This window comes from Streptomyces sp. NRRL S-495, assembly GCF_000966955.1.
Taxonomy (GTDB): Bacteria; Actinomycetota; Actinomycetes; order Streptomycetales; family Streptomycetaceae; genus Kitasatospora; species Kitasatospora purpeofusca.
On record NZ_JZWY01000540.1, the window covers coordinates 1 to 26,580 of the forward strand.

Consider the following 26,580-nt stretch of genomic DNA (forward strand, 5'->3'; position numbering starts at 1 on the left):
CCCTGCTCCCCGCACACGCGGGGATGGTCCCGGGGCGCAGCGGGGGCGTGGGGCGCCCTTAGGCTGCTCCCCGCACACGCGGGGATGGTCCCACGGTCAGCGGCGGTCTGGAGATCTGGTCCGGCTGCTCCCCGCACACGCGGGGATGGTCCCTGCCCAACTCGCCGATCTCCTCCATCGGATACCTGCTCCCCGCACACGCGGGGATGGTCCCTGGGGCAACCGGTGCCAGCGCACCACCCACCCCTGCTCCCCGCACACGCGGGGATGGTCCCGCCACGTTCTCCTCGGTGGTCGGCTGGCCGCTCTGCTCCCCGCACCCGCAGGGATGGTCCCTCCTCGGCCAAATCGGAGAGCTTCCAGCCGGTGTGCTCCCCGCACACGTCTGGGGAGGGGCAGATTGTGGCTTGGACATCTGCGCAGGAAGTCGGATACGTCGACTTCCTGCGCAGGACGGTGGGGTACAAGGCTCCCGATCCCGTGGTCCGGTTCGGGTTCGAGCCGCCCGGCGTAGAAGACGCGCGGGCTGTGGACCTGGACCGCCACCGCAGCAGAGGCGTTGCACAAGTTCCAGGTCGGCTGCGGTGCCGACGGGATTCGAACCCGCGGACAGATAGGGACAGGCCCGCCCGTCTCCGTCAGTCGACGTGAGCGGGGCATCGCCCACGTCGATCGCAATGGGCCGCTCTGCCACGGCACCGCAGCCTGCGGGAATGCGCGCGTTCCCGCTCCGGGACAAGGTAGCGGGACGGCGTTGGCGTAGCGATTCTTTATCCAGCAGCGACAGCGGGGTGCGGACCGTTGTGCTGGGCCGGGCGCCGATCTTCTGACGATCGGCTGAAGGTTGTCCCGTAACTGCTCTTCGACAGCACGGGAGTGGCGCCGGCCGGGTTCCCTCACACGACAGCGGGCAGCAGCCCTCCTCCGGACCACGTGCGACCCTCCTGACCTGGGGAGATGAGAAGGTCCCCTGTTATTGTGCGCCAATGTCAACGATCAAACAGTTCCAAGTGACCTTCGACTGCGCGGAGCCGGTGAGCCTCGCCGCCTTCTGGTGCGAGGTGCTGGGGTACGTCATGCCGACGGTCCCGGAGGGCTTCGCCACGTGGGAGGAGTGCTTCCGCTCGCTGCCGCCCGAGGATGCGGTCTACTTCGCATGCACTGATCCTTCGGGCGTGGCCCCGCGCCTGCTCTTCCAGCGAGTTCCCGAAGGCAAGGTCGTCAAGAACCGGGTGCATCTCGATGTGCGGGCCGGCGTCGGGCTCGTGGGTGACGAGCGCCTGGCCACACTCGAGGCCGAATGCGCACGGCTGACGGTGCTCGGCGCAAAGCACGTGCTGACGCAGCGCGCCGATGGCGTCAACGAGTCGTGCATCACGATGCAGGACATCGAGGGCAACGAGTTCTGCCTTGCCTGATTGCTCCTCCGAGACTCCAACGCCGTGCATCGCGTGGCCGGGCGAAGGCGTGCTCGACGCGGGACGACGAGGCCGGTTCCGGGGCAGCCGCCGTCGGCGATCGTGATTGTCCGGCCGACGGCGGCCTTGGCCCCGGATTCCTCCCGTGCCCTGGGAATAGGAAGACTTTCAGCGTTCCGCCAGTACACCGGCGCCCGCTGCGGGATCGTTGGCCACGAGGCGCGGCGAACGGCCGTGCCGACCAGGCCGACGATGGAGGGCCGTCGATGGCTGAACGGGAAACATGGACCACGGACGAATTCGGGTCCTCGCACGAAGGCTCTATTGGCGTACTACTGCCCGACGGCACAGTCCCAGAGCCTGCCTTCTTTCCCCAGTTGTCCGGAGCAGGAGGGCAGACCACCTCGGAGTGGAGCGTCTACGACGGCCGCTTCGGCCTCACCCCCAAGGCGCACGCCCTGCGTGCCGTGTGTTCGTGCGGCTGGACCGGAACCGAGTACCCGCTCGACTGGGAGCAGATCGGCGAGCAGAACCTTCGGGTAGCCGCTGGAGATCTCGCGGAAGAATGCGAGATGGAATGGTGGGACGGACACACCAGCACGGTGGAGAAGTCGGCCATTGCTGTCCCGGAGGACATCACCGACCTGCTGCGCCTCGTCTCGGAGAAGATCGAGAAGCTGGCCCAGCAATCGCCTCTGGCGGCGGTGAGGGCCGCCCGGCTGCTGGAGGTGACCGCCGTCCGGGCCTCGTACTGGCCGGCCCACGACGTGCGGGCCAAGACGAGCCCCGAAGAGGCCGCCGCCGCACTCGGCCTCAACGAGGACGACACCCTGCACCTGCTCGCCCGCTTCGGCGACTGGAGCCCGTACGGCTGAGACTCCGGGCTGGCGGGATCGGCTTTCCGGTAGGCCCGGTGCGGTGCCCAACGGCTTCACCGTTCAGGTGCCGAGTCGGTTGACGTCGGGTTCCCGACCGTTGGAGCTGGGTCGGCTCCGGGGTTGCGGGGGTGGATTGTTGCTTCGGGTGCCTGCGCAGGAAGTCGGATGCGCCGACTTCCTGCGCGCACCGGTATTCGGGCCCCTGCCGATTCGGCAGGGGCGGAGATTGGGAGCGATGTGAACCCCGGGCGGGTGTGGCTTCGCCCGGGAGTGGCCTTCAGGGGTGGTACCGGCCTTTACGGCGTAAAGATCCGAAGGCGCACTGCTCCCCGCACGTGCGGGGGTGGATCGGGGCCCGTTGGTCGGCGCGGCGGGGGTCAGGTGCGGCGGGCGAGGAAGAGGTCGTGGAGGTGGGTGACGTCGATGCGGCCGCCGTGGGCGTCGAGGACGGCGGCGGTGTCGGCGAGGGCCTGGGCGCGGCGTTCGGCGGGGAGGGCGACGTAGAGGGAGATGGAGGAGAGGTAGTCGAGGTAGTGGTCGGTGGCGAAGTGGCTGTCCTCGCGGAAGCGCAGTGAGCGGAGGTCGGTGAAGCGGGCGTCCTTCGCGCAGTCGACGGCCGGCCAGTGGCCGAGCATGTCGGGCCAGTGGCCCGGGGTTTCGCCGAAGGAGGAGGCGAGGACGGCGTGCGGGGTGTGAGTGAGTCCGTACCGGCGGTCGACCTCGGTGAGGGCGGCGTGGAGGTCCGGGTCGCGGATGCCCAGGGGGTTCCAGAAGAGGGCGACGGTTCCGCCCGGGGCGAGGAGGTCGTGGGCGAGGTCCCAGCGGCGGGCCGGGTCGATCCAGTGCCAGGAGGTCGCGGCGAAGAGGAGCCCGAAGCGGGTGCCGCCGGGCTGCCAGTCCTCGAAGTTGCTCACCTCGATGCGGACATGGGGGTGGGCCGCGGTGTTGCGGCGCAGGACCTCGGCCATGCGGGCGTCGGGTTCGACGCAGGTGAGCGGGCTGTTGAGGGCGGCGGCGAACGGGACGGTGGCCTTGCCCGTGCCGGCTCCGGCTTCGAGGGCGGGGCGGTCGCCGAGGTCGGCGTAGTCCAGGACGGTGGAGACCAGGATGTCGGGGTAGCCGGGGCGGGCGGTGTCGTATATCTCGGCGATGCTGCCGAAGACCTGGCGGCGGGTCATGTCGAGGGGGTTGGGGGAGGAGGACATGAGGTTCCCTTCGGAGCAGGGCGGCCCGCGCACCGGGTGGGGTGCGCGGGCCGGAGGGAGGTAGGGGGACCTTCAGAGAAGGTCGAAGTCGAACTCGCCTGCGGTCACGGCGGTGATGAACGCGGTGTGTGCGGCGGGGGTGAAGAGGAGAGCCGGACCCGACGGGTCCTTCGAGTCCCGGACGGCAACGTGGTTTGGCGGATCGGTGGCCAGCTCGACGCAGTTCTCGTTGCCGCCGCTGTGCGACGACTTGTGGAAGGTGGCCTTGAGGGAAGCGGCGTTGGCGATGTGTGGCATGTGGCGCTATCTCTCGCTGGATCGGCGGCCCGGCGCTCCCGGAGGGCGCGCCGGGCCGAGGGGTTCCGTGGTGCTGTCAGAAGAGGTCGAAGTCGAACTCACCCGTCGCGACTGCTGCGATGAAGGAAGTGTGGGCCTCGGCCGTGAAGGAGAGCGAAGGTCCTGAGCGGTCCTTGGAATCACGGAAGAAGGCGGCAGGGACGCTCAGCAGTGCGGCGACCTCGACGCAGTTGTCATCGCCGCCGCTGTAGCTCGACTTCCTGAAGATCGGCCCGGTGGTGGAAGCGTCGGGGGAGGGATGGGTCACTTGATTTTGTCTCTCTGTGCGGTGATGAAGTCGAGCGACGAGTCCACGGGCAGGGCCTCCGCCGTGATCTCCTGAAACTTGCCCCGGTACAACTCCACATCGGCGGGCTCCTCGACCCAGAGGCTGCTGATCAGACCTTCGACGAGCACCACATCGAGGTCCTGCCGCTGAGGGAAGCCCATGAGTGCCATCGCACCGCTCATCCCTGGGTGAATGGCGGCATTTGTGGGCATCACCTGGATATTGACGTTCGCAAGCCGACTCAGAGTCAGGAGACGGTCGAGCTGCGGTGCCATGATGTCCGGGCGGTTGGAATTCGCACAGAGTGCGGCTTCATGGATGACCGCCCACACCTGAACCGGATTCGGGCGGGTCAGGATATGCTGGCGCGCCATCCGAACCTGAACCAGGTCGTCGACAGTACCGCCGGACCGAACGCGCAGCCGCTCAATGACGATGCGGGCGTACTCCGGCGTTTGGAAGAGGCCAGGGATGAAGGCCGGTTCGTATGTCTTGTAGGTCGATGCGTCGGTCTCCAGGAGGATCAAATCGTTCGCGGTGGCGTTGATGACATCGCGGTAGCTCAGCCACCAGCCGCGCTTACTGCCGTCCTTGGTGATGGCGATGAGACCGGCGCGGAAGTCCTGGTCGTCGCAGCCGTAGAAGTCGAGGAGTTTGTTGACGTCCTCGATCTTGGCTGCGGTGTGGGCGGTCTCGATCCGGGTCAGTTTGGGCTGACTCATCCCGGTGGCCTCGGCGACCACTTCCGCCGTGAGCTTGCGCTGCTCCCGTAGCTTCCGCAGTTCGCCGCCAAGCCTCCGTCGACGAACGGTCGAGACCGCCATATGGACCCCTCCTGAGCTGTCAGCTGACCAGTCTGCCCGCGTTGTGGGCATCCGCGCTACCGGCAACAGGCAGTCTAGGCAGCCGAATTCAGGTTCGATATGCATAGATGCGAGTTGCGGCGAATGAGTTGCGCTTCATGTCGCATGGGCGCCATGCTGAGCGTAGCGAACCGCATGCTCTGCGTAGGCGTCGATTGCGCAATGTGCTGCCGGGGTTCGCCGTCAGAGACTCATTCGCCCCCCTACGGAGGTCTCCGTATGTCCACGCTCCCCCTGCCCCCCGACTGGTCCGTCGCCCGTGAGGAGTTGCGCGAGGTGCTCGTGCGCGCCGGGTGGGCCGGCTCCGTCCTGGGTGACGCCGAGTTGGCGTTGTGTGAACTGTTCGTCAATGCCTGGAAGCACGGGGGGTCGCCGGCTCCGCTCGTCGTCGTCGTGCTCCTGGAGGGGGTGCTCCGGGTGTCCGTCGCGGACGGGTGTCCGAAGTTGCCCGAGCAGAGAGCGGCGGACGGGCCGTTCGCGCTCTCCGGGCGCGGACTGCACCTCGTGCGCTCGCTCACGGACCGGTTCGGGGCGGACCCGCGCAGGTCCGGCAAGTCCGTCTGGTTCGAGCTGGACGCCGCCGCGTGAGCGCCGCCAACGGGCCGATCGAGCCCCACGACCCGCGCATCCGTACCTACTCCGAGGCCGAGGTCGACGCGCTGCTGCTCGAACTCCACGAGCGCGGAAAGGCCCTCGGCATCGTCTGGCCCTCGGCCACTGCCGAGGGCCTGGTCGACGGCCGGGTGCTGGTCCGGTTCGGCAACGCCCCGACCGCCACCCTCCTCAACCTCCTCGCCCTGCTGGAGGACCGGCCGTGAACGCGGCCCGGCTGCTCGTCGGGATCGCGCTCTCCTTCCTCGCCCTCCTCGCCCTGGCGACCGTCGTCCTCGGCGTCCGCCTGGCCTTGCGGATGCCCGGGCGTCCGGAGGACGACGAGTTGTCGGACTGACACCGCCACGCCCACCAAGGCCGTTCGGGGGCAGGTGTCGGACGGCCTTGGCACGTTATGGCCGGCATGTGCGGGGATCGGCTGCCGGACGGCGGTTGCCGCAAGACCACCGCGCGACCACGTTGGCCGGGGCTACGTACCCGCCCTCGACGACCAGGACCTCGACTGCTCCCCGCATGCGCGGGGTTGGTCCCCGGGCGCTCCCGGCGCCGATCTTCGACGTCGGCTGCTCCCCGCATGCGCGGGGTTGGTCCCAGACCCAGCTCCATACCGCCCTTCAGGTCGATCTGCTCCCCGCATGTGCGGGGTTGGTCCCATTCGCGTGGACCTTGTCCCGAGTGGTCTCCGCTGCTCCCCGCACGCTCGGGGTTGCTCCCAAGGTCACCGGCAAGACCTGTCTCGGCTCTCCCCGCGCACGCCGCATCGACGTGAGGTTCCAGGCTCCCGCCCCTTCGGCGAAGGGGCGGGAGCCCGAGCCGAACTTGTGCCCCGGTGCCCGTTGGTAGTCGAAGAGTTCGTTGCCCCAAGCCCTCAGGTGGACCCGGCCCCCGTTCCTCCCGCCGGCCTCGGACCGGCGTAGTCGCTGTGCGAGGATCGGCCGCCGGAAACCCGGTGCCACAAGACCGCCGCGTGATCGCGTTAGTAGGGCATGGAGCAAATACAGGGGGCGCCGCCCGACTTTCCGGCCTTCGTGGCGTCGCGGGGGCGTCATCTGCTGCGGACGGCGTTCCTCCTTACCGGTGGTGACGCGCATCTCGCCGAGGACCTCGTCCAGGAGGCGCTCGGCCGCGTCTTCGTGAAGTGGCGTCGGATCTCGCGCATGGACAATCCCAGCGGCTACGCGCAGGCCGTCCTGGTCAACACCTTCCTCTCGCACCGCCGTCGGCGCAGCAGCACCGAGCGGGTCACCGACGTGTTGCCGGACGTCGCGGTCGCCGACCCCGACCCGGCCCTGCGGCTCACCCTCCTCCGGGCGCTCGGCGAACTGCCGCCCCAGGACCGGGCGGTGCTGGTGCTGCGCTACTGGGAGGACCGCAGTGTGGAGGAGACGGCGGCGGCGATGCGGCTGAGCAGCGTCGCCGTCCGTTCGCGCAGCAGCCGGGCGCTGGCGCGGATGCGGGACAAGCTGGGGGCGGCGTTCATGGACCAGGAGGTGCTGCGTCATGCCGGTTGAGAACGACTTCGAGAGCAACATCGGAGCCGGGTTCGAGGAGCGGTTCGCCCGGGAGCTGCGTGGGGCGGCGACTCTGGCGCCCGACGAGCGGCTGTTCGCCCTGGCTGCCGGGGCCGAGCGCCTCGGACGGCGCCGGCGCAACCGGCGGCGGGCCGCGGTGGCCGGTGGTGCGGCGCTCGCCGTGCTGGTGGTCGGCAGTGTGGGGGCGTTCACCGGAGGGCCGGGCCTGGGACTGTTCGGTCCGGCCGCGGAGCCGCCGATGACCGGCGCCGACGTCGTGCGGCTGGTGGCCGGTCTGCTGCCGCCGGGCGCTGTGACGGACGCGACCGCGTCGACTCCGGGCGAAGCGGACCCGTCGAGCGACCCGCACCTGGCCCTGGGACTGTTCGACTACGACGACGGCAAGGGCGTGAGCTCGATCCACTACTTCGTCGAACGCGGAGCGCAGACGCCCGAGCGGGCCGCCGTCTGCATCGACCCGTCGGTGAGGCCGAAGGATTCCTGCGACCGCACCGTTCGGCCGGACGGGTCGGTGCTGGTGATCGACAAGGCCCGGGATGCCACGTTCACCGGCCAGCGGGAGTGGCGGGGTGTCTATGCGATGCCGGACGGCACGGTGATCAGGCTGGTCGAGTTCAACGGGAGCCAGGCGAACCCGACCAGGGAACTGCCGCCGCTGGACGCGGCACAGCTCGCCGCCGCGGTGACCGCGCCGGAGTGGGGGAGGGTGGTCGCGGCGATACCGGCGAACCCGAACGCTCCCAGGCCGTCCGGATCGGAGCGCCCGCCGTCGACGGCCACCGCGTCCGCCGCCCCGCCGTCCCCCGTGTCCGCCCCGCCGTCGACGCCCTCCNGCGTCCACCGCCCCGCCGTCCCCCAGCATCGCCTCCCCCGCACCCGGGGAGTCGCTGCCGGAGCTGGCCGCGGTGCTGGCCGGGCTGCTGCCCACCGGCGCGAAGGAGGTCGGACGGGACGCGGAGAACGGCGCCGTGACGGTCGAGTACGAGGGCCGGACCAGCAGGCTGACCATCCATGTGGAGCCGGCCGGGCCGCGCGGAATCGAGTTCAAGAAGGGGGCCGAGGAGGGCACGCCGACGCCGCTGGAGGTCAGGCAGTCGCTGCCCGACGGCTCGTTGGTCGTCATGAACCAGTTCGGCAACGGCAAGAGCGCCGTCGATCCGCTCCTGCACTGGGTGGCGTGGGTGTATTACCCGGACGGGCGGAACATCCTGATCAGTGAAGGCAACGGCGAGGACGACCGTACGTACCGGCCGGGTCAACCCGCGCTCTCGGTCGAGCAGTTGAGGGCCATGGTCATGGCCCCCGACTGGCGCCGGTGACGCCTCCTCCGCCCCCTCCCCTATGCTGTCCTGCCGCTCCGCACGGGGGAGCGGCAGGACAAGGGGGATCGGCGATGGACCTGGCCGGGGTGGCGCGGGAGGCATTCGGCGGCGGGCGGCGCTTGGCCGGGGTGGAGCGGCTGCGCGGGGGCAGCAAGAAGGGCGTGCACCGGCTGCTGTTCGAGGACGGCGGGACGGCGGTCGCGTACGTGTGGAGCGCAGCCGAGAACCACTGGCCGGGCGCGGACGAACCGGCGGACGACGCCGACCCGTTGGCGCACGCCTCCGGGGTCGCGCTGTTCGGAGCAGCGCACCGCCGGCTGACCGCGCTCGGGGTCAGGACGCCGCGGGTGCACCTGCTGGACGGGAGCCGCACCCGGTTCCCGGCGGACGTCGCGGTGGTCGAGGACGTGACCGGGCTGGGCGGGGAGAACCTGGAGGCGCTGCTGGAGCGGGACCCGCGGGCCGCAGCACCGGTGCTGGCGCGGCTCGCCGACACCCTGCGGGTGCTGGGCGAGCACCGCGCACCCAGCTGGGGGAAGCTCGCGCTGCTGGACAACGGCGGTGTGTCGAAGGGGAGTTCGCCCGCACAGCTGGTGCTGGACCGCGCGCTCGCCGATCTCGCGGAGGCGGCCGGCCGGGACGACCGGATCGCGACCGCCCGGGGGCGTCTGGCGGACGGTCTGCACACCCGCGCGGCGGCCGTCGCTCCCCGGGGCGGCGGCTACGGGCTGGTGCACGGCGAACTCGGCCCGGACCACGTCCTGGTGGACGCCGCCGGCGAACCGGTGCTGATCGACATCGAGGGGCTGATGCACTTCGACGCCGAGTGGGAGCACGTCTTCCTGCGGATCCGCTTCGGGGACCACTACCCGAGCCTGGGCGGCACCGAGGGGCTCGACCGGCACCGCCTGGACCTCTACGGGCTGGCGATCCGCCTGTCCCTGGTCGCCGGACCGCTGCGCCTCCTCGACGGCGACTTCCCGCACCGCGCCATGATGCGCGAGATCGCCGAGTACAACCTGGTGGCGGCGCTGGCCCTGGTGGAGTGAGGGCGCCGGCCGGCGTCAGACCGTCTCCTGGGTCAGGAGGGTGTACAGGGCGGGGTCGGCGTGGACCTCGGCGGTGTGGCGCCACTGGGTGAGCAGGAGGGCGATCGGGGCGAGGTTGTCGAGGGCGACCGCGCCGCGGGCGACGTCCACCAGCTCGCTGATCAGCTCGTCCACGTCCTCCTCGGGGAGGAATGTCACCCAGGGCAGGGCGTCGGGCAGGGCGGCCCGGAGTACGGCGGTGTTGCCGGTCCGGAGCAGTCCTCCGAGCAGGCGGGAGCTGAAGTCGACGACGGTGGTGTCCTGTTCCAGCTGGTCGACCCGCATCAGAGCGAGGTCGCCGGCGTCGCGGCGGCGGAGCCGGAGCGCGCGGACGCCGTCGAGTCTGCTGGTGGTGGCAGCGGGCCGGTGGAGCAGCTCGCTGAAGGGGATTTCCTCGTAGGCCGCAGTCATGACATCCACACCAGCTCGGATGTCTGCCTCGCAGGCAGGGTTGATCAGGTTGCGTCCCGGCGGATGCGCTGATGCCATTCCTTCTCGAACACCACGTTGCCGGCCTCCTCCGCCCGGAGTTGGGTGTGGGCGAGCAGGTGGGTGGCGTCGCAGCGGAGTTCGGTGCGGGTGTGGAGGGTGATGTCCCAGCCGAGGGCGGGGCGTTCGAGGCGGAGGGTGCGGTCGGTGCGGGCCTGGGCGCTGAGGGGGGTGGCGGTGAGGACGCGGTAGGCGGTGACGGTGTGTTCGGCGCGGACCAGGCCGTCGGGGTGGGTGCGGGTGCCGTCGGTGGCGGGGGAGAGTTCGGTGCGCCATTCGCGGCGGCCGATGTCGTGGACGGTGACCCGTTCGGGGCGGGCGGTGAGCGGTTCGGTGAGGTGCAGCGGGGGCGGCAGGGGGAGGGTGGGGGAGCGGAAGGGGGCCGCGTCGGTGCTGGCGGCCGGGTCGTGGACCGGGAGGGTGAGGGCGGAGCGGGAGGGGTCGACGGCGAAGCCGTCGGGGTCGGCGCCGGGCCACAGCCAGGGCCAGTAGGTGGAGGAGAGGGTGAGCCGCAGCCGGTGGCCGGGCGGGACGGTGGCGCCGACCGGGGCGAGCACGAGCACCGGGTCGGGGTCGGCGGGGGCGGCCGGGGCGGCCGGGAGGGTGAGGACGCCCCGGGTGAGCAGGGTCGAGGTGCCGTCCGGGGCGACGGCGCAGAGGCGGGCGGCGACCAGGGCGCCCCCGCTCAAAGGGTCCGGGTGCAGGGTCAGCGCCGGGGAGCCGTGCAGCTCCAGCGGTTCGGGCAGCGGCCGGGAGTCGAAGCAGACCGAGCGGCCGTCCTCCTCGCGCTGGTCCGGCGGCCGGTCGGCGGGGCGGCCGTGCGGGACGTAGGCGCCCGCGTTGAGGCCGGTGTGCTGGGGGGAGCGGACGCGCACCCAGCGGTCCTCGGAGGCGGTGCCGGCGGCGCGCAGCGGACCGTCGAGGCCGTAGCCGACCTGGCGGACGCCGGGGGACGGCCAGGGGTCGTCGGCGGACCAGCGGGTGCCGAGCCAGCTGCGCAGGGCGGGGGTGGCGAGGGCGCCGGTGTCGAGGTCGCGCAGCCAGTGGTCGTACCAGCGCAGGGCCTCGGGGAGGAGCTCGTCGGGGAGTCCGTGCGGCCAGGGGCCGAGGACGGCGCGGACGGGGACGGCGGCGGTGGACCGTTCGGCGAGTGCGAGCACCGCCGCGGCGGACGGGTCGGACCAGCCGGCGACGGCGAGGGTGGGGACGGCCGCGACCGGGGCGGGGGCCGCCGGGGCGTCGAGCCAGTCGGCGAGCGGGGGTTCGAGGGCGTCGAGCCGGGCCAGCCACAGGGCCCGCCAGTCGTCGCCGACGTACAGCGGGTCCGGTGGGCGGGCGGCGTCGGCGAGGTGGGCGGTGGCGCGGGTGTGGCCGTCGGCGGCGAGGACGGCGCCGCCGAGGCGGTGCGGGCGCCGGTGCCGAGCAGGCCGATCCGTCCGTTGCACCAGGGCCGGTCGGCGAGCCACCGGACCAGTTCGGCCCCGTCCTCGACGAGCAGGTCGGCCGAGGAGGCGGTGGCCGGCAGTCCGCCGGAGTTGCCGTGGCCCCGGGCGTCGACCCGGACGGCGGCGTGGCCGTGGCCGGCGAACCAGGGGTGGCGGCGGGCGTCCTCGGTGGCGGTCCAGTCGGTGAGGCGGCCGGTGGAGTACTCCAGCACGACGGGGACGGGCGTGTCGGTCGCGGGGCGCCAGAGGCGGGCGTACAGCTCGGTGCCGTCGGGGAGGGGGACGCGCAGGTCCTCGCGGGTGGTGCGGTGCGGGTACGAGGGCATGGCCGCTCCCATCGGGTCCCGTCGGTGCGGATCATTCCGACAGTAGGGGAGGAAGCGGCCGCGCGCCCGGCGGACGGGACGCCCCAGCGACGGGACGCCCCAGGGACTGGACGCCCCAGGGACTGGACGTCCCGGGGAGTGGACGTCCCGGGGAGTTGCGGGCCTCAGGCCTTGCTCAGCCAGGCGGTGGCGTTGAGGGCGAGGGCGGCGTTGGTGCCGGCCGGGTCGTCCCAGCCGTTGAACAGGTTGTTGCCGGACTGCCCGGTGCCGTCGTCGGCGGGGGAGCTGTCGCCCCAGGCGGCGACCCGGCCGCTGCCGTAGCCGCTGGTGACGAAGAAGGCGCCGGTGTTCCCGGACGAGCCGGTGCGGTAGACGATGCCCTTGACCTTGGGGTTGTCGGCCGGCTTGAGGGTGAAGGTGGTGCCGGAGCGCAGGATCGAGCCGGTGACGGTGCCGAAGGGGCCGTGCAGCACCGGGTCGGCGGCGTCGTTGACGGCGCGCGGGTTGTCGGTGGAGATGTTCTTGACGTCCACCGAGAAGCCGAACGGGTCGTTGTTGTTCACGCCGTTGTTGGTGAACAGGTCGTTGATGATCGCCGGGGAGTCCCAGCCGTCGTTGTTGCGGTCGCTCTGGTTGTGGTCGGAAATGAGGAACAGCCCGCCGCCGTTCTGCACGAAACGGATGATCGCGGACTTCTCCGCCGCCGAGAAGCGGATGTTCGGCTCGGGGATGACGAAGGTGTCGAAGTTGGCGAGGTCGAGCGCGGCGCCGGTGCCGTAGCTGATGGTGGAGCCGGCCGGGAGGGTCTTCAGGCTGTACTGGCCGGTCTTCTGGAGGGCGACGCCCCAGGCGGAGAGGGCGCCGGTCCAGCTCTTCTCGGTGCTGGGGTTGGCGTTCTGGGTGCGCGGGTCGGGCTGGGCGGTGGAGATGATCCAGTCCGCGTTGCCGGCGGTCTCGGCCTTGCTGTTGTCGAACAGGACGCGGTGGGGGAGCGCCGAGGTCGCGGCGGCGGCCGGGGCGGGGGCGGTGAGCGCGAGCGGGCCGGTGGCGAGCAGGGCGGACGCGGCCAGCGCGAGCGTGCTTCGACGGAGCATCATGTGCCGTCCCTCCGGAGGGGGTTGGGGTGCGGGACGACCGAGTATCCGCGCGTAGAACGGCGTCTTCCAGGCGCGTCGGGTTACAGCCGCTTGTACGGTTCATGACCATCTCTGCCCGGGGGTGGCGAGGAGGTCTGCCCGGGGTCACCCCGAGGTCGCCCCAGCGACATGTCCGGGGACGTCCTGTTCGTCCGCCACCCGGTAATCAGGTCGTAATTGCGCATGACTTGCAACTAATTACAACCAGAAGGAAGGATGGCCCAGCTCCGGCGTCCCGGAGCCGCTACGGCCCCACGAAAGGACCCCCGATGACCGGCCCCCGCTGGCGCGACCGGCTCACCCGTGAGGAGTGGATCCGCCTGGCAGGTATGGGTGGTTTCATCCTCGCGCTGCACGTGATCGGCTGGTTCACCCTGCTCGCGGTCATCGCGCCCGAGCACTACGAGGTCGGCGGCCAGGTCTTCGGCGCCGGCATGGGGCTCACCGCGTACACGCTCGGCATGCGGCACGCCTTCGACGCCGACCACATCGCCGCCATCGACAACACCACCCGCAAGCTGATGGGCCAGGGCAAGCGTCCGCTGTCGGTCGGCTTCTGGTTCTCGCTGGGCCACTCGTCCATCGTCTTCGGCCTCTGCGCCCTGCTCGCCCTCGGCATCCGCTCGCTGGCCGGCCAGGTCGAGGAGGACGGCTCCACCCTGCACGAGACGACCGGCCTGATCGGCGTCACCGTCTCCGGCACCTTCCTGCTGGCGCTCGGCCTGATCAACCTGGGCGCGTTCAACGGCATCCTCAAGGTCTTCCGGCGGATGCGCGAGGGCGAGTTCGACGAGGCCGAGCTGGAGGCCCAGCTGGAGAAGCGCGGCTTCATGAACCGCATCCTCGGCCGGGTGACCAGGGCGGTCACCAAGCCCTGGCACATGTACCCGGTCGGGCTGCTGTTCGGCCTGGGCTTCGACACCGCCACCGAGGTGTCGCTGCTGGTGCTGGCCGGCGGCGCGGCGGCGTTCCAGCTGCCCTGGTACGCGCTGCTGGTGCTGCCGGTCCTGTTCGCCGCCGGAATGAGCCTGCTGGACACCATCGACGGCTCGTTCATGAACTTCGCCTACGAGTGGGCGTTCTCCAAGCCGGTCCGGAAGATCTACTACAACCTCACCGTCACCGGGCTCTCGGTGCTGGTCGCCCTGGTCATCGGCTCGATCGAGCTGATCGGGCTGCTCGGCGAGAAGCTGGACATCAGCAGCGGGCCGGTCGCCTGGATCGGCGAGCTGGACCTCAACTTCGTCGGCTACGCCATCGTCGGCCTGTTCGTGCTGACCTGGGTGGCGGCGATCGCCTACTGGAAGCTCGGCAACGTCGAGGAGAAGTGGTCCGCCGGACTCACCGCCGCGGCCGCCGACAAGGGCGAGTAGCCGACCGGGACGCGAGCAGCGGCGCCAGGGAGCGTGCGGGAACGGAAAGCGGCCGGGCCCCGGGGGAGAACCTCCGGGGCCCGGCCTTACCTGTCTTTCGATGTCACAACGGTGGAGCGCCGATCAGAGGTTCCGCGCGGAGCCGACCTGCTCGGTGCGGGCTCGGTGCGGGCTCGGTGCGGGCTCAGCGCGGGCTCGGTGAAGACCGACCGGCTCAGTACCGCGGGTCCACCCGGTAGATCGGACGGTCCGGCACCCACCAGTGGCTGGAGCGCCAGATCCCGAAGGTGAACCGCACCCCGTGGCTGCCCCGCTTGTTGGCGGCCTTGATGAACTGCTTGCCGACCTTCTTCATCAGGTAGGCCAGCGCCCACAGCACGTAGCCGGCGGCCCGGGCGGCCCAGTGCGGGAGCTTCCGCAGGATCTTCGAGATGCCCTGGCTGATCTTGCCGGAGACGTAGAGCAGGGTGCCGATGGTGTTGCCCTCGGCGCGGCTGAAGTAGGCGACCCACTTCTTGCGCCAGGACATACCGGTCAGGTCGTCCATGGTGATCGGGTCGACCGGGTAGCCGTAGGCGTTCGGCGAGCCCTCCAGCACCGGGTCGGTCTGCAGGAACCGGCCGGTGGCCGGGTCGTACAGCCGGACGCCCATCAGGGTGAGGCCGGAGAGGCTGTCGCCCTCGCGCTGCGCCCCGCCGAGCCAGCCGTACTCGGTCGAGCCGGTGGCGTCGACGATGTTGCCGTACTCGTCGTAGTGGTAGACGGCGAGGTCCTGGGTGCCGTCGGGCGACATCTGGACCGAGACGTCACCGTGCAGGTTGGTCAGCAGCAGGACCGCGCCGCCGTCGGTGCCGGTGGCGGCGGTGAGCCGGCCGGTCAGGTCCAGGACGTTGCGGGTGAGCTTGCCGGCCGCGTCCTTGGACCAGGACGGGCTGTCGGTGGCGCCGTCGAAGTGCTTGGTGTCCTGGCCGGTGACGGCCCAGGTGCCGTCGGTGCCCTTGGTCTCCGTGGTGCTCACCGCGAGGCGGCCGGAGGCGTCCAGGTCCCAGGTCTTCCGGGTGTCGCCGAGGGTCTCGGCGCGGACCAGGTCGTTGGCGTAGTAGCCGAGCTGGGTGCCCTTCGGCAGGGTGGTGGTGCGGCCGAAGGCGTCGTACGCGTAGCCCGCGTCGGTGAGCCGGTCGGCGGTGTCGTAGCCGTGGTTCTCGGACTTGGTGACGGCGTCCTGGGTGGCCGGGTCGCAGTCGTCGGTGACGCCGGTGCGGTTGGTCCGGTTGCTGCTCCGGTCGAACGTGTAGGTCCGGGTCGAGCAGGCCAGGCCGGTGCTGTCGGCGGCCTTGGTCAGGCGGCCGGTGGCGTCGTAGGTGTAGCCGCTGGTGGTGCTGTTGCCGTCGGACTGGGTGCGGCCGGCCTGCTGTCCGTGGACGGTGTAGTCCGCGTTGTCGGCCAGCAGGACGGTGCCCGCCTGGTTGGTGTAGGTCTTGCCGGTCTGGATGCCCCGGCTGTCGTAGCTGTTGGTCAGGGTGTTGCCGCCGGGCAGGGTCTGGGCGACCAGCCGGCCCTCGACGTCGTAGGAGGCGGTGAAGGTGCCCGCGACCGAGTCGGTCAGCGAGGTGGGCAGGCCGCGCGGGTCCTTGGCGGTGTCGTAGCCGTAGCTGACGGTGGACGGCACCGAGTCGGACTTCTTCACCGGCCGGTCGAGCTTGTCGTACTCGGTGGTGGTGACGTTGCCGGCGCCGTCGTCGTAGGAGACCTGGCGGCCGAGCTTGTCGTAGCCCTGGGTGATGACGGCCTTGCCGTTGTCGATGGTGGCGAGTTCACCGGTGACCGGGTCGTAGCCGAGCACGGTGTCCGCGACCGCGGTGCCGGTGCCGCCGGAGACCGAGACCTTCACCGGCCGGCCGGCCGCGTCGTAGCTGCGGGTGGTGGTGCGGGTGACGCCGTTGGCGGTCTCGGTGAGCACCGAGACATTGCCCCAGCGGTCGTACTGGAAGGTCTTGGTCGGCAGCTGGGCCGGGTTGCTCCCGCCGCCGGTGATCTGGGCGGCCGGGGCGATGGAGCAGACCAGGTCGGCCCACTCCGGGTGGCCGGCGCAGGCGCCGGTGCCGTTCGGGCCGTAGTACGAGGTCACCGTGGTGGCCGCGTCGGAGCCGTTGGAGTTCGGGCGGCTCTGCGAAGTTACCCGGCCGCTGGCGTCGTAGCCGGTGCTGGTGGTGATCTTCAGCCCGGCCGGGTCCTGGACGGACTGGGTGGGCAGACCCTGGGCCCAGTCGTAGCCGGTGGCGGTCTTCCGGGTGTCGGCGTCGGCGGTGTAGCCGTCGATCCGGGCGCCGACCGTCACCGAGGTCGCCTTGTCGCTGACCGAGGCGGTGGCCGGGCGGCCCTCGTCGTAGGTGTTCACGGTGTGGGCGCGGGCGGCGACCTCGGCGCCGGCGGTGAGCGCCGGGGAGGTGCCGGAGGCGGCCAGGTCGTGCTCCAGGGTGACCAGCTGCAGCGGGTCGTACTGCTCGACCAGCCGCTTGCCGTCGGCGGAGTGGACCGAGGTGGAGGAGAGCACCTGGGCGCGGTCGGCGGTGGAGCGGCCGGCGATGCCGAGGGCGCGCAGCTTGTTCAGGCCGTCACCGGTGGTGGCCAGGGCGAGGACGCGGTTCTCCGCGGAGAGGGTCCGCACCTGGCTGCCGAAGGCGTTGTACTCGGTGGTGGTGATCCCGCCGCCGGGGGTGGCGGTGTTGACCTCGCGGCCGGAGGCGTTGGTGTAGGTCACCGAGGCGCGGTTGTACGCGGCGGTGCCGAGCGCCTTGCCGTCGTGGGTCGACGGGACGGCGTCGGGCGGCAGCACGGCGGTGGCGTCGGTCGGGGCGTCGGTCTGGCCCCAGGCCGCGACGTCGGACGGCGCCAGCGGGTACGGCGCGTTGGCGCCGCTGAGCGGGACGTCGTAGACCACCGAGGTGGTCGCGGTGCCGTCGGTGACGTCCTTGCTGCCCTGCTTGAGGGTGGGCCGGGAGGCGGCGAGCAGCATGCCCTCGCCGGCGGTGGCGGCGTTGCCGGCCTTGCCGTACTCCAGGGTCCACGGCAGCTCGCCGGGCTCGGTCACGCTGGTGACCCGGCCGGCGGCGTCGTAGCCGTACGCGGCCTTCGGGGTCGGGCCGACCCTCGGGTCCCGGACCTCGCGCAGCCGGCCCTGGTCGTCGTACGCGTACTGGGAGACGACGACGGGGGTGGCGGCGGAGGCGCCCGGGTCGGTGGACCAGAGCCGGATCTGCTTCACCTGGCCGGCCACGTCGCCGAAGGCGGACGCGGTGGCGGTGGTGGCGTCGGCGTAGACGTACTCCAGCACCCGGCAGCCGGCCGTGGACGGCACGGCGGCGCAGTTGGCGGAAGCGGTCGCCGAGGTGGGCGCGACCACGTACTTCGGGCGGGCCAGGGTCTTGCCGCCGGTGACGACCTTCTCCGAGACCACCGAGGTGGTGGAGTTGTCGCTGGGCAGCGAGGAGCCGGAGGCCTGCCAGGTGGTGGCGGCCGGGTCGACCTTGGCGAAGGTGACCGTGGTGCCCTCGGTGTCCTTCAGGGTGAAGGCCCCGGTGAACCCGCCGGCCAGGGTGAGGCTCTCGGCGCCGGGCTCGGGCTTCCAGCCGCCCGCGCCGGTGGCGGTGAAGCCGACCTCGGAGCCGTCGGCGGAGACCACCGAGAGGGAGGTCGCCGAGGTCTGCCGGACGTAGGAGTAGTCGGCGTCGGTGATCTCGGCGGTGGTGCCGGAGCTCCACTGCGGGCCGAAGATCGCCGCCTGGCCCTCCTGGGCCGCGCCGTTGGTGGGCCGGCGGGAGGAGAAGGAGCGCTCGGCGTGCAGGCCGAAGCCCTCGGCGTCGGTCTCGGAGAGGGTGAGGTCGCCGGTGAGGGTGTTGACCTCGCCCGGGCCGACCCCGGTCTCCGGGGCGGTGCCCGCGTTGCGGTCCACCGTGACGGTGTTGGGCTCGGTGGCGTCGGTGGCGGTGCCGTCGGTGAAGACCGCGCGGACGTCGACCGGGCCGTTCTCGGTCAGGGTGTCGGTGATGTTCCAGGTCAGCGCGGCCGGCTTGCCGCCGGGGGCGGCGAACGGCCAGGCGGTGACCGGCTGGCCGCCGGTGGTGGTGACGTTGGCGACCGGTACGTCCTTCCAGGCGTCGGTCTCGCCGCGGCGGTACTGGTAGCGCACGCCGGTGTAGGTGCTGTTGCCCTCGGCCTGCAGCGAGGTGCGGCGGGCCGGGCGCTCGCCCGCGCCGGGGGCGACCAGGGCGGAGCCCTTGCCGGCGTAGAAGGTGTAGGTCCGGTCCGCGGAGACGTTGCCCGCGGCGTCCCGGCTGTGCGCGGTGACGGTGTGGGCGCCGGCCTTGAAGGTCAGCTTCGCGGTGACCGGGGTGCCGGTGGTGGCGGCGGTGACCCAGGAGCCGCCGTCCAGCTTGTACTGGACGTCCTTCACGTCGCCGGTCGGCGGGGTGAGGGTGAAGTTGCCGCTGTAGTCGCCGTTGGCGTCCGGGGTGCCCGCCCACTGGCCGGCCGGGAAGTCCCCGGAGGCGATCGTGGTGACGCCGGGCGCGGTGGTGTCCACGGTGAAGGTGCGGAACGCGGACCAGGCGCTGTTGGCGGTGCCGTCCCAGGAGCGGGAGCGCCACTTGTAGCCGCCGGCGGGCAGCGCGGTGCCGGGGGTCCAGGTGAAGGTGGAGCCGGAGGCCGCGTAGGCGGTGTGGCCGGACTGCAGCGCCGCGGTGCCGTTGGCCGCCCAGACCTCGAAGTCGAGCAGGACGTTGCCGCCGTCGGGGTCGGTCGCCTTGGCGGAGAGCGTCGGGGTGGCGTCGCCGGTGAGCGCGCCGTTCGCCGGGGCGAGCAGGGTGGAGACGGCCGGCGGGGTGTTGTACGTCACCGACAGGTAGGGCGTGTTGGCGGACGCGTTGCCGGAGTTGAACTTCTTCCAGCCGTACGGGTCGCTCTCGTCGGTGGCGCGGATGCCCAGGGTGTTGTTGGCGTTGCCGTTGCCGGCCCACGCCTGGATCAGCGAGGTGATGTCCTGGTTGACCCAGCCGTCGTTGCAGGAGCTGGAGTAGCCCTTGGTCGAGGTGGAGGTGGCCCACTTGCGGTTCCAGCCGGGCTGCGCGGTCCACCGGGTGCTGGTGCCGGCGCTGCCGGTGTCCCAGACGTCCCAGCCCTTGGCGGTGCAGGACCAGCTGTGGAAGTTCCACAGGTTGAGCTTGCCGCTGGTGATCTGCTTCCCGCTGATCTTCGCCATCGGGAACTGCAGGAAGGAGCGGGCGATCTGACCGGAGCCGTTGTTGCCCAGCTTCAGTTCGGTCTGCGCGGAGACGTCGGTGGCGTAGCCCTGCTGGACGAAGGTGTCGAAGCCGACGCCGATGTTGACCGCCGGGTCGACGGTGACCGGGTACTGGGTCGCCGGGTCGTTGAGGAAGGCCGCGTCCGGGGTGAGGGTGAGGTCGACGGCGTTGCCGTTCTGGGTGACCTTCAGACCGACCGGGGCGGTGTGGGTGTGGTCGCCGCTGCGCGCGTCGACCTTCGCGTCCCACATCACCGGGGCGGGCAGCTGGCCCTTCTCCTCGCCGGTCGTCGGGTCGAGGAAGGAGACCGAGTTGTCCGCGTTGTGGCGGGCCTGGAGGCCGGCCGCGTCCAGGGTCATGGTGACGGTGCCGTTGGCACCGACCGCGCTGCGGTCCTTGAGCTCCAGGAACTGCTCGAAGCCGGTCCGGGTGGACTCGATGATCAGATCGGTGGCGGTGAGCGCGTTCTGGTACCGGGCCCTGGTGCCGTCGACGACGGGTGCGGGCAGGGTGCCGCGCCAGGACAGCGACATGCTGGTGCCGTTGCCGTTGTCCAGCGAGACCAGGGGGACGGCCGGGGCCTGCTGGTCGCCGGCCGGGGCGCCGGCGGCCTTGAACTTCGACGCGGCGGCGGGCGCGGTGGCGCCGGCCAGCGAGAGCCCGAGCGGGTGGCCCTTGGCCTTGACCGAACCGTCGGCCTGCTGGGCCAGGTTCACGTCGATCGGCCGGAGGCTGCCGTCCTTGTCCTTGAAGCGGACGGGGCCGGAGGCGAGGTCCAGGGTGGTGGTGCCGTCCGGGTTGATCCAGGTGGTGGTGGACTCGCCGCGCTCGTCGGTCACCTCGATCCGGCGGTTCTCCAGCCGGGCCTTGAGGTGGGCGGTGGCGATGTCCTTGGCCTCGGCCGGGCCGAGGGCCTTGCCGGGCTTGGGGGCGGGGGCCTCGGGGGTGACCGCGACGGCCTGACCGGTCGTCATGATGACGGCGGCGGCCTCGGCGGCGAGTACCACGGCGAGAGCGACGGCGGTGTTGCGCAGGACGCCGTTGCGGCGGCGTGCGGCGGGGGCGGCTGGCACGGTGTTCCCGGCGTGGCGCCGGGGTGGTGTGCCGGTCGGCTGTGACATGGAGCTCCTCGACGGTCTGTGGTGAGGGGTTCGACGGCGACACGCGTCCGCGTTCGGGCACGGCTGTGCGGGCCCGGGGGACCGGGCCTGCGTGCGGGCATGCCTGTGGGCATATGCATGTCAATAACGGGCCGGTCAAAGCGGTAGGCATGAATCGGCCAAAACTGCGGGAGTGAGCAACCGTCCGAAATCAGGACGGAAGGCGGGAGCGAGCCCGGCGGAGGGCCCCGCGGCCTACGGTGGAGCCGCCACCGTGAAGCGGTGCGCGGGGCCCTCCGCCAGTGCGCGGCGGAGCAGGGCGTACGCCCTCAGCTCGGCCGCCTCCCGGTCGGGGGCGCGGACGTACAGCACGACGCCGACACCCCCCGGGAGGGCGCGGGCGCGGACGTGTTCCAGGCCGTCGCCCGGAACCGCGCGCGCCCACAGGGCGCCCTGGACGTCGGCGGGTCCGGCCTCGCCGACGGGCGTGGCCGAGACGTCCAGGAGAGTCAATTGGACGGCGAACACCGAACGGTCAGTCCCAGCCGATGCCGGGGCCGTCGGCGCGGGAGGAGTCCCAGCCGATGCCTCCGGTCTCCCGGATGCCCGGGGCGTCCCAGCCGATCCCCGTCCCGTCGGCGTGAGTGGCCACGGGGAGGGCGGCGGCCGGGGCGGCCGGGGCGGTCCGCGCGGAGGCGGCGGGAGCGACGACGGCGGCGAGGGTCAGTGCGAGGGCGGCGGCGGCGAGCAGCCGGACGGGCTTCGGCACGGAGGTTCCTGTTCTGTGCACGGTGGTTCAGGGCGTGGTGTCGGTGCGTTGGTGCCGGGTGCGCGGTGTCGTGCGGTGGTGTCGTGCGGTGGTGCCGGGTGCGTGGTGCCGGTGGGTGCGGTCGGACACGTGGTGCCGGTGTGTGCGGCCGGTGTCTGCCCGCAGACTGCATCCTTCCGTCACCCGGTCCGCGCCGGGAGGGAGTTCGCCGGGCAGCATCCGGCCAGGCAGCTTGCTGCAACCCCGGAACGGCAACCCGGGGGTGGCGCCGGTCGGCCCGATCCCTCTGCGGAACAGACCGGACGGTCCGGTTCGGGCCGGGTGACCGGATCACGTCTTGTGGCGGCGGGAGCGCCGGAGGAAGGATCGGGAACCGCCGGGGCGGACCGGGATTCCGTCGCGAGCCGCGATGAGACGCGATGTCGTGACGATCAGGGGTCGTTGACGTGCTGGAACTGCTGGGCGTGGACACCACCGCGGAAGCCGTGTACCGCGAGATGCTCGCGGACCCGGAGGGCGGGGTGGCCGAACTCTGCGAACGGCTCCACCTCCCCGAGGCCGCCGTCCGGGCCGCCCTCGACCGCCTCGCCGACCTGACCCTGCTGCGCGCCTCCCGGGAACGCCCCGGCGCGCTCTGGCCGGTCAGCCCGGAGCGCGGGCTGGAACTGCTGCTGCGCCGCCAGGAGGAGGAGCTCGCCCGCCGCCAGCAGGAGCTGGCCGTCTCCAAGGCCGCCGTGGCGCGCGCCGTCGCGGAGTACGCCACGCTCCGCTCGGCCACCCTGGTGGACGGTGGCGAGCGCCTGGTCGGCCTCGACGCCATCCAGGCCAAGCTGGAGACGCTGACCGCCCGGCTGACCACCGAGTGCCTGGCGGTGATGCCCGGCGGCGCGCAGTCCGCCGCCAGCCTGGCCGCCTCCCGCCCGCTGGACGAGGACGCCCTGCGACGGGGCGTCAGCCTGCGCAGCATCTACCAGGACAGCGTCCGCAACGACCCCGAGACCTTCGCCTACACCCAGTGGATGACCGGCCTGGGCGGCCGGGTGCGCACCGCCCCGGTGCTGCCGCCGCGGATGCTGGTCTTCGACGGCACCACCGCCGTGGTGCCGATCGATCCGGAGAACACCAGGGCCGGTGCCCTGTGCACCGAGGAGCCCGGGATCGTCGCCTCGCTGGTCGCGCTGTTCGAGCAGACCTGGGAGACCGCCGCTCCGCTCGGCGGGGACCCGCGCCCCGAGGACGCCGGCACCGGCCTCAGCCCGGGTGAGCGCGAACTGCTGCGGCTGCTCTCCACCGGGCTGACCGACGACGCGGCGGCCAAGCGGCTGGGTGTCTCGGTGCGCACGGTCCGGCGGCAGATGGCGGCGCTGATGGAGCGTCTGGAGGCGGCCAGCCGCTTCGAGGCGGGTCTGAAGGCGGCCCAGCGCGGCTGGTTGTAGCCGGGGTCACAGCTTCGGGGTAACGGTCCGTCGCCGTCCCGGAGATCCTGGAGAAGTTCACCTCCAGGCTCTTGTCCGGTCATTTTCTACGCGCGTATCTTTGGGGCGCTGCGGGGGGCGGTTCCCGACTTCCGCGCGGATTTCTACGCGGGTAGCAGGACAGCGGGCCGGACACCGGCCGATGCGTCCGGCCCACCCGCCCGGCCGACCCGTCTCCCGCCGATCCGTTCCGTCGACCCGTCCGGCCGACCGCCCCGCCGACCCACCCCCATGCACCACCCGAGCTAGGAGCCCCGTTCCGGTGACCATGCCCATCGCTCCCCGTCCGCGCTCGCGCCGCGCCCTGCTGCGCGCGGCTGTCGTCCCGGCCGGTCTGGCCGCCTCCCTGGTGCTGGCCCCGCTGCCCGCCGCCGTGGCCGCGCCGTCCGCGGACGCGCTGATCTCCGAGGTCTACGGCGGTGGCGGCAACTCGGGCGCCACGCTGAAGAACGACTTCGTCGAGCTGGCCAACAAGGGCGGCGCCGCCTTCGGCCTGGACGGCTGGAGCGTCCAGTACATATCGGCCGCGCCCGGCCCGAACTCCCAGTGGGGCGTCACCCCGCTGACCGGTTCGATCGCCCCCGGCGGGCGCTACCTGGTCGGCGAGGGCGCCGGCGCGGCGGGCACCGTCGAGCTGCCCACCCCGGACGCGGTGGGCTCGCTGGCGCTGTCCGGCACCAGCGGCACCGTCGCGCTGGTCCGCGGCACCGACCCGCTGACCTGCAAGACCGCGGCCGACTGCGCCGCCGACCCGCGGGTGCGCGACATCGTCGGCTTCGGCACCGCCGTGGTCCACGAGGGCTCCGCCTCGGTGGCCGGCGCCTCCAACACCGCCTCGGTCGCCCGCAAGGCCGGTCTGCCGGACACCGACGACAACGCCGCCGACCTCACGGCCGGCGCCCCGTCGCCGACCAACAGCAAGGGCGAGGTCGCCGAGGGCTCCACCCCGACCGGCCCGACCGAGCCGGGCGCCGTCCGGATCCACGACATCCAGGGCCGCACCCGGCTGTCCGACCGCACCGGCAAGACCGTCGCCGGTGTGCCCGGCATCGTCACCGGCGTGCGCGCGTACGGCTCCAAGGGCTTCTGGATCCAGGACCCGAACCCGGACGCCGACCCGGCCACCAGCGAGGGCGTCTTCGTCTACACCGGCTCCGCCAACCCGACCGTCAAGGTCGGCGACTCGGTGCTGGTCACCGGCAAGGTGACGGAGTACTACCCGAACTTCAACGGCGGCTCGCAGTCGCTCACCCAGCTGACCAACCCGGCCGTCACCGTGGTCTCCGCCGGCAACCCGCTGCCGGCCCCGGTGGTCGTCGACACCCGCAACATCCCCGGCACCTACAGCCCGGCGGCGGGCCCGGACGGCACCGTCAACGGTGTCGCGCTGGACCCGGAGAAGTACACCCTCGACTTCTACGAGTCGCTGGAGGGCATGCTCGTCGAGGTCCGCGACGTCCGGGTGATCCAGGCCACCGACAAGTACAACGAGCTGTGGGTCGCCGCCGACAAGCAGGACCAGAAGAGCCGGCGCGGCGGCGTGCTCTACGAGTCCTACGAGGAGCCGAACGTCGGCCGGCTGATGGTGCAGCAGCAGGCGCCGGTCTCCCAGCAGGCCTTCCCGGTCGCCAACGTGGGCGACGTGCTGACCGGCGTCACCAACGGCCCGCTGGACTACAACCAGTTCGGCGGCTACACCCTGGTCGCCGGCACCCTCGGTGCGCTCCAGGACAACCACCTCCAGCGCGAGGTGACCGCCCCGACCGCCGACCGCGAACTCTCCATCGCCACCTACAACGTGGAGAACCTCGCCGCCACCAACCCGGACAGCAAGTTCGCCGAGCTGGCCGCCGGTGTCGTCACCCACCTGCGCTCGCCCGACATCGTCGCCCTGGAGGAGATCCAGGACAACAACGGCGCCAAGAACGACGGCACGGTGGACGCGAGCCAGACCGTCGCCAAGTTCGTCGCCGCGATCAAGGCGGCCGGCGGCCCGGCGTACGACTGGCGCTCGGTGGACCCGGAGGACGGCAAGGACGGCGGCGAGCCCGGCGGCAACATCCGCCAGGTCTTCCTGTTCAACCCGCAGCGGGTCTCCTTCACCGACATCCCCGGCGGCGCCGCCACCACCACCGCGGTCGACGTGGCCGGCACCGGCTCCGCCGTCTCGCTGACCGCCTCGCCCGGCCGGATCGCCCCCGCCGACGCGGCCTGGACCAACAGCCGCAAGCCGCTGATCGGCCAGTTCTCCTTCCGCGGCAAGAAGGTCTTCGTCATCGCCAACCACTTCAACAGCAAGGGCGGCGACCAGGGCATCGACAGCCGCTTCCAGGCCCCGGTCCGCTCCTCGGAGGTCCAGCGGGTCGCCCAGGCCACGGTGGAGCAGGCCTTCGTCGCCAAGCTGCTGGCCGCCGACAAGGAGGCCAAGGTGGTCTCGGTCGGCGACTTCAACGACTACCAGTTCTCGCCCGCGCTGACCACGCTCACCAAGGACGGCGTGCTGCGCGACCTGGTGAACGAGCTGCCGGAGAAGGAGCAGTACTCGTACGTCTACCAGGGCAACTCGCAGGTGCTGGACCACATCCTGGTCAGCCCGGAGGTCGGGTACGCCAAGTACGACGTGGTGCACATCAACGCCGAGTTCGCCCAGCAGGCGAGCGACCACGACCCGCAGGTGGTCCGCATCAAGCCGTGAGGCCGGCGGAGCACGACCGAGGGGCGGTGACCGGGGACCGGTCACCGCCCCTCGGGGCTTGTGGGCGTGTCTTTCGGAAGTGTTACCCGAGGGCCTTGAGCACGGCGTCGGCCATGACCCGCTCGCCGGTCGCGTTCGGGTGGAAGGGCACGGCCGGGGAACCGGGCAGCGCGCCCTCGACCCAGCGGTCGGCCGAGCAGACGTCGTGCCCGCGGGTGGGCGTGGCGGTGTCCACGTAGGTGGCGCCGGTGGCCTGGGCGGTGGACCGCAGCATCGTGTTCAGCCGGCCGAGCACCTCGTGCAGGTAGGGGATGTCGCGCGGGGCGATCGGCTGGCGCAGGACACAGGAGGCGCCGTCGGCGGGCAGCACCGAGGGGTACCCGACCAGCAGGATGCGGGCGTTGGGGGCCTTGGCGCGCAGCCGCTTCACGGTGTCGGTGAGCCGCGGCCCGGTCCGGTCGATCCGGTCGGCGAGGTCGTCGTTGCCGTACTGCCAGGACCAGCTGGACCAGTCCCAGTACCCGTGGTGGTAGACGTCGGTGCACGGGGTGCCGAGCGGGTTGACCACGGCGCCCGCGATACAGGTCGCGATCACGTCGGCGATCCCGAGATCGCTGTCGCCGAGGTCGTTGCCGCCGATCCCCAGGGTGATCAGGTCGGTGTCGGCGGTCACCGCGTCGATCTGCGGATCGTTGACCCGGAGGAAGGCGTCGTACTGCGCCTCGGTGATCGACTTGACCTTGGCGGCGGCGCAGGTGACGTCGCGGTAGGCGGCGGCGTTCAGGGCGGCGGCGACCAGGTGGCCGTAGTTGCGGTCGGAGCGCAGGCAGAGTCCGGCCGACTGGCCCGGAACCCCCGCACCGGCCGCGTAGGAGTCGCCGAGCGCCACGTAGCGGTGGGGGGCGGGAGTGGCGGCCTGCGCGCTGGGG

General features: G+C 71.9%; 22 protein-coding genes, 1 tRNA gene, 2 pseudogenes and 1 CRISPR repeat array. Of the genes and pseudogenes, 11 read left to right on the forward strand and 14 right to left on the reverse strand.

Going from position 1 to position 26,580, the window contains the following annotated elements; genetic code table 11:
- The first annotated feature begins 2 nt into the window (after positions 1-2).
- A CRISPR array of direct repeats spans positions 3-336; the repeat unit is 29 nt; unit sequence CTGCTCCCCGCACACGCGGGGATGGTCCC.
- 246 nt (positions 337-582) lie between these two features.
- Positions 583-700: transfer RNA gene (locus VR45_RS47230), tRNA-Arg, on the reverse strand.
- A gap of 286 nt (positions 701-986) precedes the next feature.
- On the opposite strand from VR45_RS47230, the gene VR45_RS26540 reads away from it, so the two are divergent.
- Complete coding sequence (locus VR45_RS26540) at positions 987-1,418, forward strand: VOC family protein (protein WP_045942357.1); 432 nt, start codon at positions 987-989, stop codon at positions 1,416-1,418.
- Positions 1,419-1,465: 47 nt separating this feature from the next.
- On the opposite strand, the pseudogene VR45_RS45940 reads toward VR45_RS26540, so the two are convergent.
- Positions 1,466-1,570: pseudogene (locus VR45_RS45940) on the reverse strand (IS5/IS1182 family transposase); the annotation flags it as partial.
- Positions 1,571-1,795: 225 nt separating this feature from the next.
- Between VR45_RS45940 and VR45_RS26545 the strand changes: the two are divergent.
- Positions 1,796-2,293, forward strand: coding sequence for a hypothetical protein (locus tag VR45_RS26545; protein ID WP_234326186.1), 498 nt, complete (start codon positions 1,796-1,798; stop codon positions 2,291-2,293).
- A gap of 380 nt (positions 2,294-2,673) precedes the next feature.
- On the opposite strand, the gene VR45_RS42710 is transcribed toward VR45_RS26545, so the two are convergent.
- The 4 genes from VR45_RS42710 to VR45_RS26570 form a co-directional block, all read right to left on the reverse strand.
- The gene (locus tag VR45_RS42710) at positions 2,674-3,501 is read right to left on the reverse strand and encodes a class I SAM-dependent methyltransferase (RefSeq protein WP_052709398.1); all 828 of its coding nucleotides are present in this window, start codon (positions 3,499-3,501) and stop codon (positions 2,674-2,676) included.
- Between the two features lie 72 nt (positions 3,502-3,573).
- The gene (locus VR45_RS26560; RefSeq protein WP_045942359.1) at positions 3,574-3,798 is read right to left on the reverse strand and encodes a DUF397 domain-containing protein; all 225 of its coding nucleotides are present in this window, start codon (positions 3,796-3,798) and stop codon (positions 3,574-3,576) included.
- Positions 3,799-3,874: 76 nt separating this feature from the next.
- Positions 3,875-4,105 carry a DUF397 domain-containing protein gene (locus VR45_RS26565; protein WP_199926003.1) on the reverse strand — a complete coding sequence of 77 codons (231 nt, stop codon included), beginning with the start codon at positions 4,103-4,105 and terminating at the stop codon, positions 3,875-3,877.
- Complete coding sequence (locus VR45_RS26570) at positions 4,102-4,950, reverse strand: helix-turn-helix transcriptional regulator (protein WP_045942360.1); 849 nt, start codon at positions 4,948-4,950, stop codon at positions 4,102-4,104. The genes VR45_RS26565 and VR45_RS26570 overlap by 4 nt, the downstream gene beginning before the upstream one ends.
- Before the next feature lie 258 nt (positions 4,951-5,208).
- On the opposite strand from VR45_RS26570, the gene VR45_RS26575 reads away from it, so the two are divergent.
- From VR45_RS26575 to VR45_RS26600, 6 genes are all read left to right on the forward strand, one after another.
- Positions 5,209-5,577: an ATP-binding protein gene (locus VR45_RS26575; RefSeq protein ID WP_045942361.1), complete on the forward strand. Its 369-nt coding sequence runs from the start codon at positions 5,209-5,211 to the stop codon at positions 5,575-5,577.
- Positions 5,574-5,807 (forward strand): hypothetical protein, encoded by a 234-nt coding sequence (locus VR45_RS26580; RefSeq protein ID WP_045942362.1) that lies wholly within the window; start codon positions 5,574-5,576, stop codon positions 5,805-5,807. Before VR45_RS26575 ends, VR45_RS26580 begins: the two co-directional genes overlap by 4 nt.
- Complete coding sequence (locus VR45_RS50185) at positions 5,804-5,938, forward strand: hypothetical protein (protein ID WP_286163488.1); 135 nt, start codon at positions 5,804-5,806, stop codon at positions 5,936-5,938. The genes VR45_RS26580 and VR45_RS50185 overlap by 4 nt, the downstream gene beginning before the upstream one ends.
- Before the next feature lie 649 nt (positions 5,939-6,587).
- Positions 6,588-7,112, forward strand: a complete 525-nt coding sequence (locus tag VR45_RS26585) for a SigE family RNA polymerase sigma factor (RefSeq protein WP_045942363.1) — start codon at positions 6,588-6,590, stop codon at positions 7,110-7,112.
- A gap of 926 nt (positions 7,113-8,038) precedes the next feature.
- A complete protein-coding gene (locus tag VR45_RS26595; protein WP_045942365.1) occupies positions 8,039-8,452 on the forward strand; it encodes a hypothetical protein in 414 nt (137 codons plus the stop codon).
- Positions 8,453-8,526: 74 nt separating this feature from the next.
- Complete coding sequence (locus VR45_RS26600) at positions 8,527-9,504, forward strand: phosphotransferase (protein WP_045942366.1); 978 nt, start codon at positions 8,527-8,529, stop codon at positions 9,502-9,504.
- Positions 9,505-9,519: 15 nt separating this feature from the next.
- Here VR45_RS26600 and VR45_RS26605 read toward each other — a convergent pair whose 3' ends face one another.
- From VR45_RS26605 to VR45_RS26615, 4 genes and pseudogenes are all read right to left on the reverse strand, one after another.
- On the reverse strand, positions 9,520-9,954 hold the full coding sequence (locus VR45_RS26605; RefSeq protein ID WP_045942367.1) for a hypothetical protein: 435 nt from the start codon (positions 9,952-9,954) through the stop codon (positions 9,520-9,522).
- A gap of 44 nt (positions 9,955-9,998) precedes the next feature.
- Positions 9,999-11,498 carry a CocE/NonD family hydrolase C-terminal non-catalytic domain-containing protein gene (locus tag VR45_RS26610; protein WP_234326188.1) on the reverse strand — a complete coding sequence of 500 codons (1,500 nt, stop codon included), beginning with the start codon at positions 11,496-11,498 and terminating at the stop codon, positions 9,999-10,001.
- A gap of 8 nt (positions 11,499-11,506) precedes the next feature.
- A pseudogene (locus tag VR45_RS49030) lies at positions 11,507-11,815 on the reverse strand (CocE/NonD family hydrolase); the annotation flags it as partial.
- 152 nt (positions 11,816-11,967) lie between these two features.
- Complete coding sequence (locus VR45_RS26615; protein ID WP_045942368.1) at positions 11,968-12,900, reverse strand: DUF4350 domain-containing protein; 933 nt, start codon at positions 12,898-12,900, stop codon at positions 11,968-11,970.
- A 308-nt stretch (positions 12,901-13,208) separates the two neighbouring features.
- On the opposite strand from VR45_RS26615, the gene VR45_RS26620 reads away from it, so the two are divergent.
- The gene (locus VR45_RS26620) at positions 13,209-14,312 is read left to right on the forward strand and encodes a HoxN/HupN/NixA family nickel/cobalt transporter (protein ID WP_045942369.1); all 1,104 of its coding nucleotides are present in this window, start codon (positions 13,209-13,211) and stop codon (positions 14,310-14,312) included.
- Positions 14,313-14,526: 214 nt separating this feature from the next.
- On the opposite strand, the gene VR45_RS26625 is transcribed toward VR45_RS26620, so the two are convergent.
- The 3 genes from VR45_RS26625 to VR45_RS26635 all read right to left on the reverse strand — a co-directional run bounded on the left by VR45_RS26625 (position 14,527) and on the right by VR45_RS26635 (position 21,481).
- Complete coding sequence (locus VR45_RS26625) at positions 14,527-20,733, reverse strand: DNRLRE domain-containing protein (protein WP_052709401.1); 6,207 nt, start codon at positions 20,731-20,733, stop codon at positions 14,527-14,529.
- Between the two features lie 234 nt (positions 20,734-20,967).
- On the reverse strand, positions 20,968-21,225 hold the full coding sequence (locus tag VR45_RS26630) for a hypothetical protein (RefSeq protein ID WP_159394364.1): 258 nt from the start codon (positions 21,223-21,225) through the stop codon (positions 20,968-20,970).
- A gap of 22 nt (positions 21,226-21,247) precedes the next feature.
- Positions 21,248-21,481 carry a hypothetical protein gene (locus VR45_RS26635; protein ID WP_045942371.1) on the reverse strand — a complete coding sequence of 78 codons (234 nt, stop codon included), beginning with the start codon at positions 21,479-21,481 and terminating at the stop codon, positions 21,248-21,250.
- A 446-nt stretch (positions 21,482-21,927) separates the two neighbouring features.
- On the opposite strand from VR45_RS26635, the gene VR45_RS26640 reads away from it, so the two are divergent.
- Positions 21,928-22,917 carry a LuxR C-terminal-related transcriptional regulator gene (locus tag VR45_RS26640; RefSeq protein WP_045942372.1) on the forward strand — a complete coding sequence of 330 codons (990 nt, stop codon included), beginning with the start codon at positions 21,928-21,930 and terminating at the stop codon, positions 22,915-22,917.
- 307 nt (positions 22,918-23,224) lie between these two features.
- Positions 23,225-25,651 carry a lamin tail domain-containing protein gene (locus VR45_RS26645; RefSeq protein WP_045942377.1) on the forward strand — a complete coding sequence of 809 codons (2,427 nt, stop codon included), beginning with the start codon at positions 23,225-23,227 and terminating at the stop codon, positions 25,649-25,651.
- 82 nt (positions 25,652-25,733) lie between these two features.
- Here the strand turns inward: VR45_RS26645 and VR45_RS26650 are convergent.
- On the reverse strand, positions 25,734-26,580 hold an 847-nt coding region (locus tag VR45_RS26650), incomplete at its 5' end, for an SGNH/GDSL hydrolase family protein (protein WP_045942378.1).

What these genes read in the sequence shown, in the direction of transcription:
- VR45_RS26540 (WP_045942357.1), top strand. Translation starts at nt 987, where the DNA reads ATGTCAACGATCAAACAGTTCCAAGTGACCTTCGACTGCGCGGAGCCG.
- VR45_RS42710 (WP_052709398.1), bottom strand. Translation starts at nt 3,501, where the DNA reads ATGTCCTCCTCCCCCAACCCCCTCGACATGACCCGCCGCCAGGTCTTC.
- VR45_RS26560 (WP_045942359.1), bottom strand. Translation starts at nt 3,798, where the DNA reads ATGCCACACATCGCCAACGCCGCTTCCCTCAAGGCCACCTTCCACAAG.
- VR45_RS26570 (WP_045942360.1), bottom strand. Translation starts at nt 4,950, where the DNA reads ATGGCGGTCTCGACCGTTCGTCGACGGAGGCTTGGCGGCGAACTGCGG.
- VR45_RS26575 (WP_045942361.1), top strand. Translation starts at nt 5,209, where the DNA reads ATGTCCACGCTCCCCCTGCCCCCCGACTGGTCCGTCGCCCGTGAGGAG.
- VR45_RS26585 (WP_045942363.1), top strand. Translation starts at nt 6,588, where the DNA reads ATGGAGCAAATACAGGGGGCGCCGCCCGACTTTCCGGCCTTCGTGGCG.
- VR45_RS26600 (WP_045942366.1), top strand. Translation starts at nt 8,527, where the DNA reads ATGGACCTGGCCGGGGTGGCGCGGGAGGCATTCGGCGGCGGGCGGCGC.
- VR45_RS26605 (WP_045942367.1), bottom strand. Translation starts at nt 9,954, where the DNA reads ATGACTGCGGCCTACGAGGAAATCCCCTTCAGCGAGCTGCTCCACCGG.
- VR45_RS26615 (WP_045942368.1), bottom strand. Translation starts at nt 12,900, where the DNA reads ATGATGCTCCGTCGAAGCACGCTCGCGCTGGCCGCGTCCGCCCTGCTC.
- VR45_RS26620 (WP_045942369.1), top strand. Translation starts at nt 13,209, where the DNA reads ATGACCGGCCCCCGCTGGCGCGACCGGCTCACCCGTGAGGAGTGGATC.
- VR45_RS26625 (WP_052709401.1), bottom strand. Translation starts at nt 20,733, where the DNA reads ATGTCACAGCCGACCGGCACACCACCCCGGCGCCACGCCGGGAACACC.
- VR45_RS26645 (WP_045942377.1), top strand. Translation starts at nt 23,225, where the DNA reads ATGCCCATCGCTCCCCGTCCGCGCTCGCGCCGCGCCCTGCTGCGCGCG.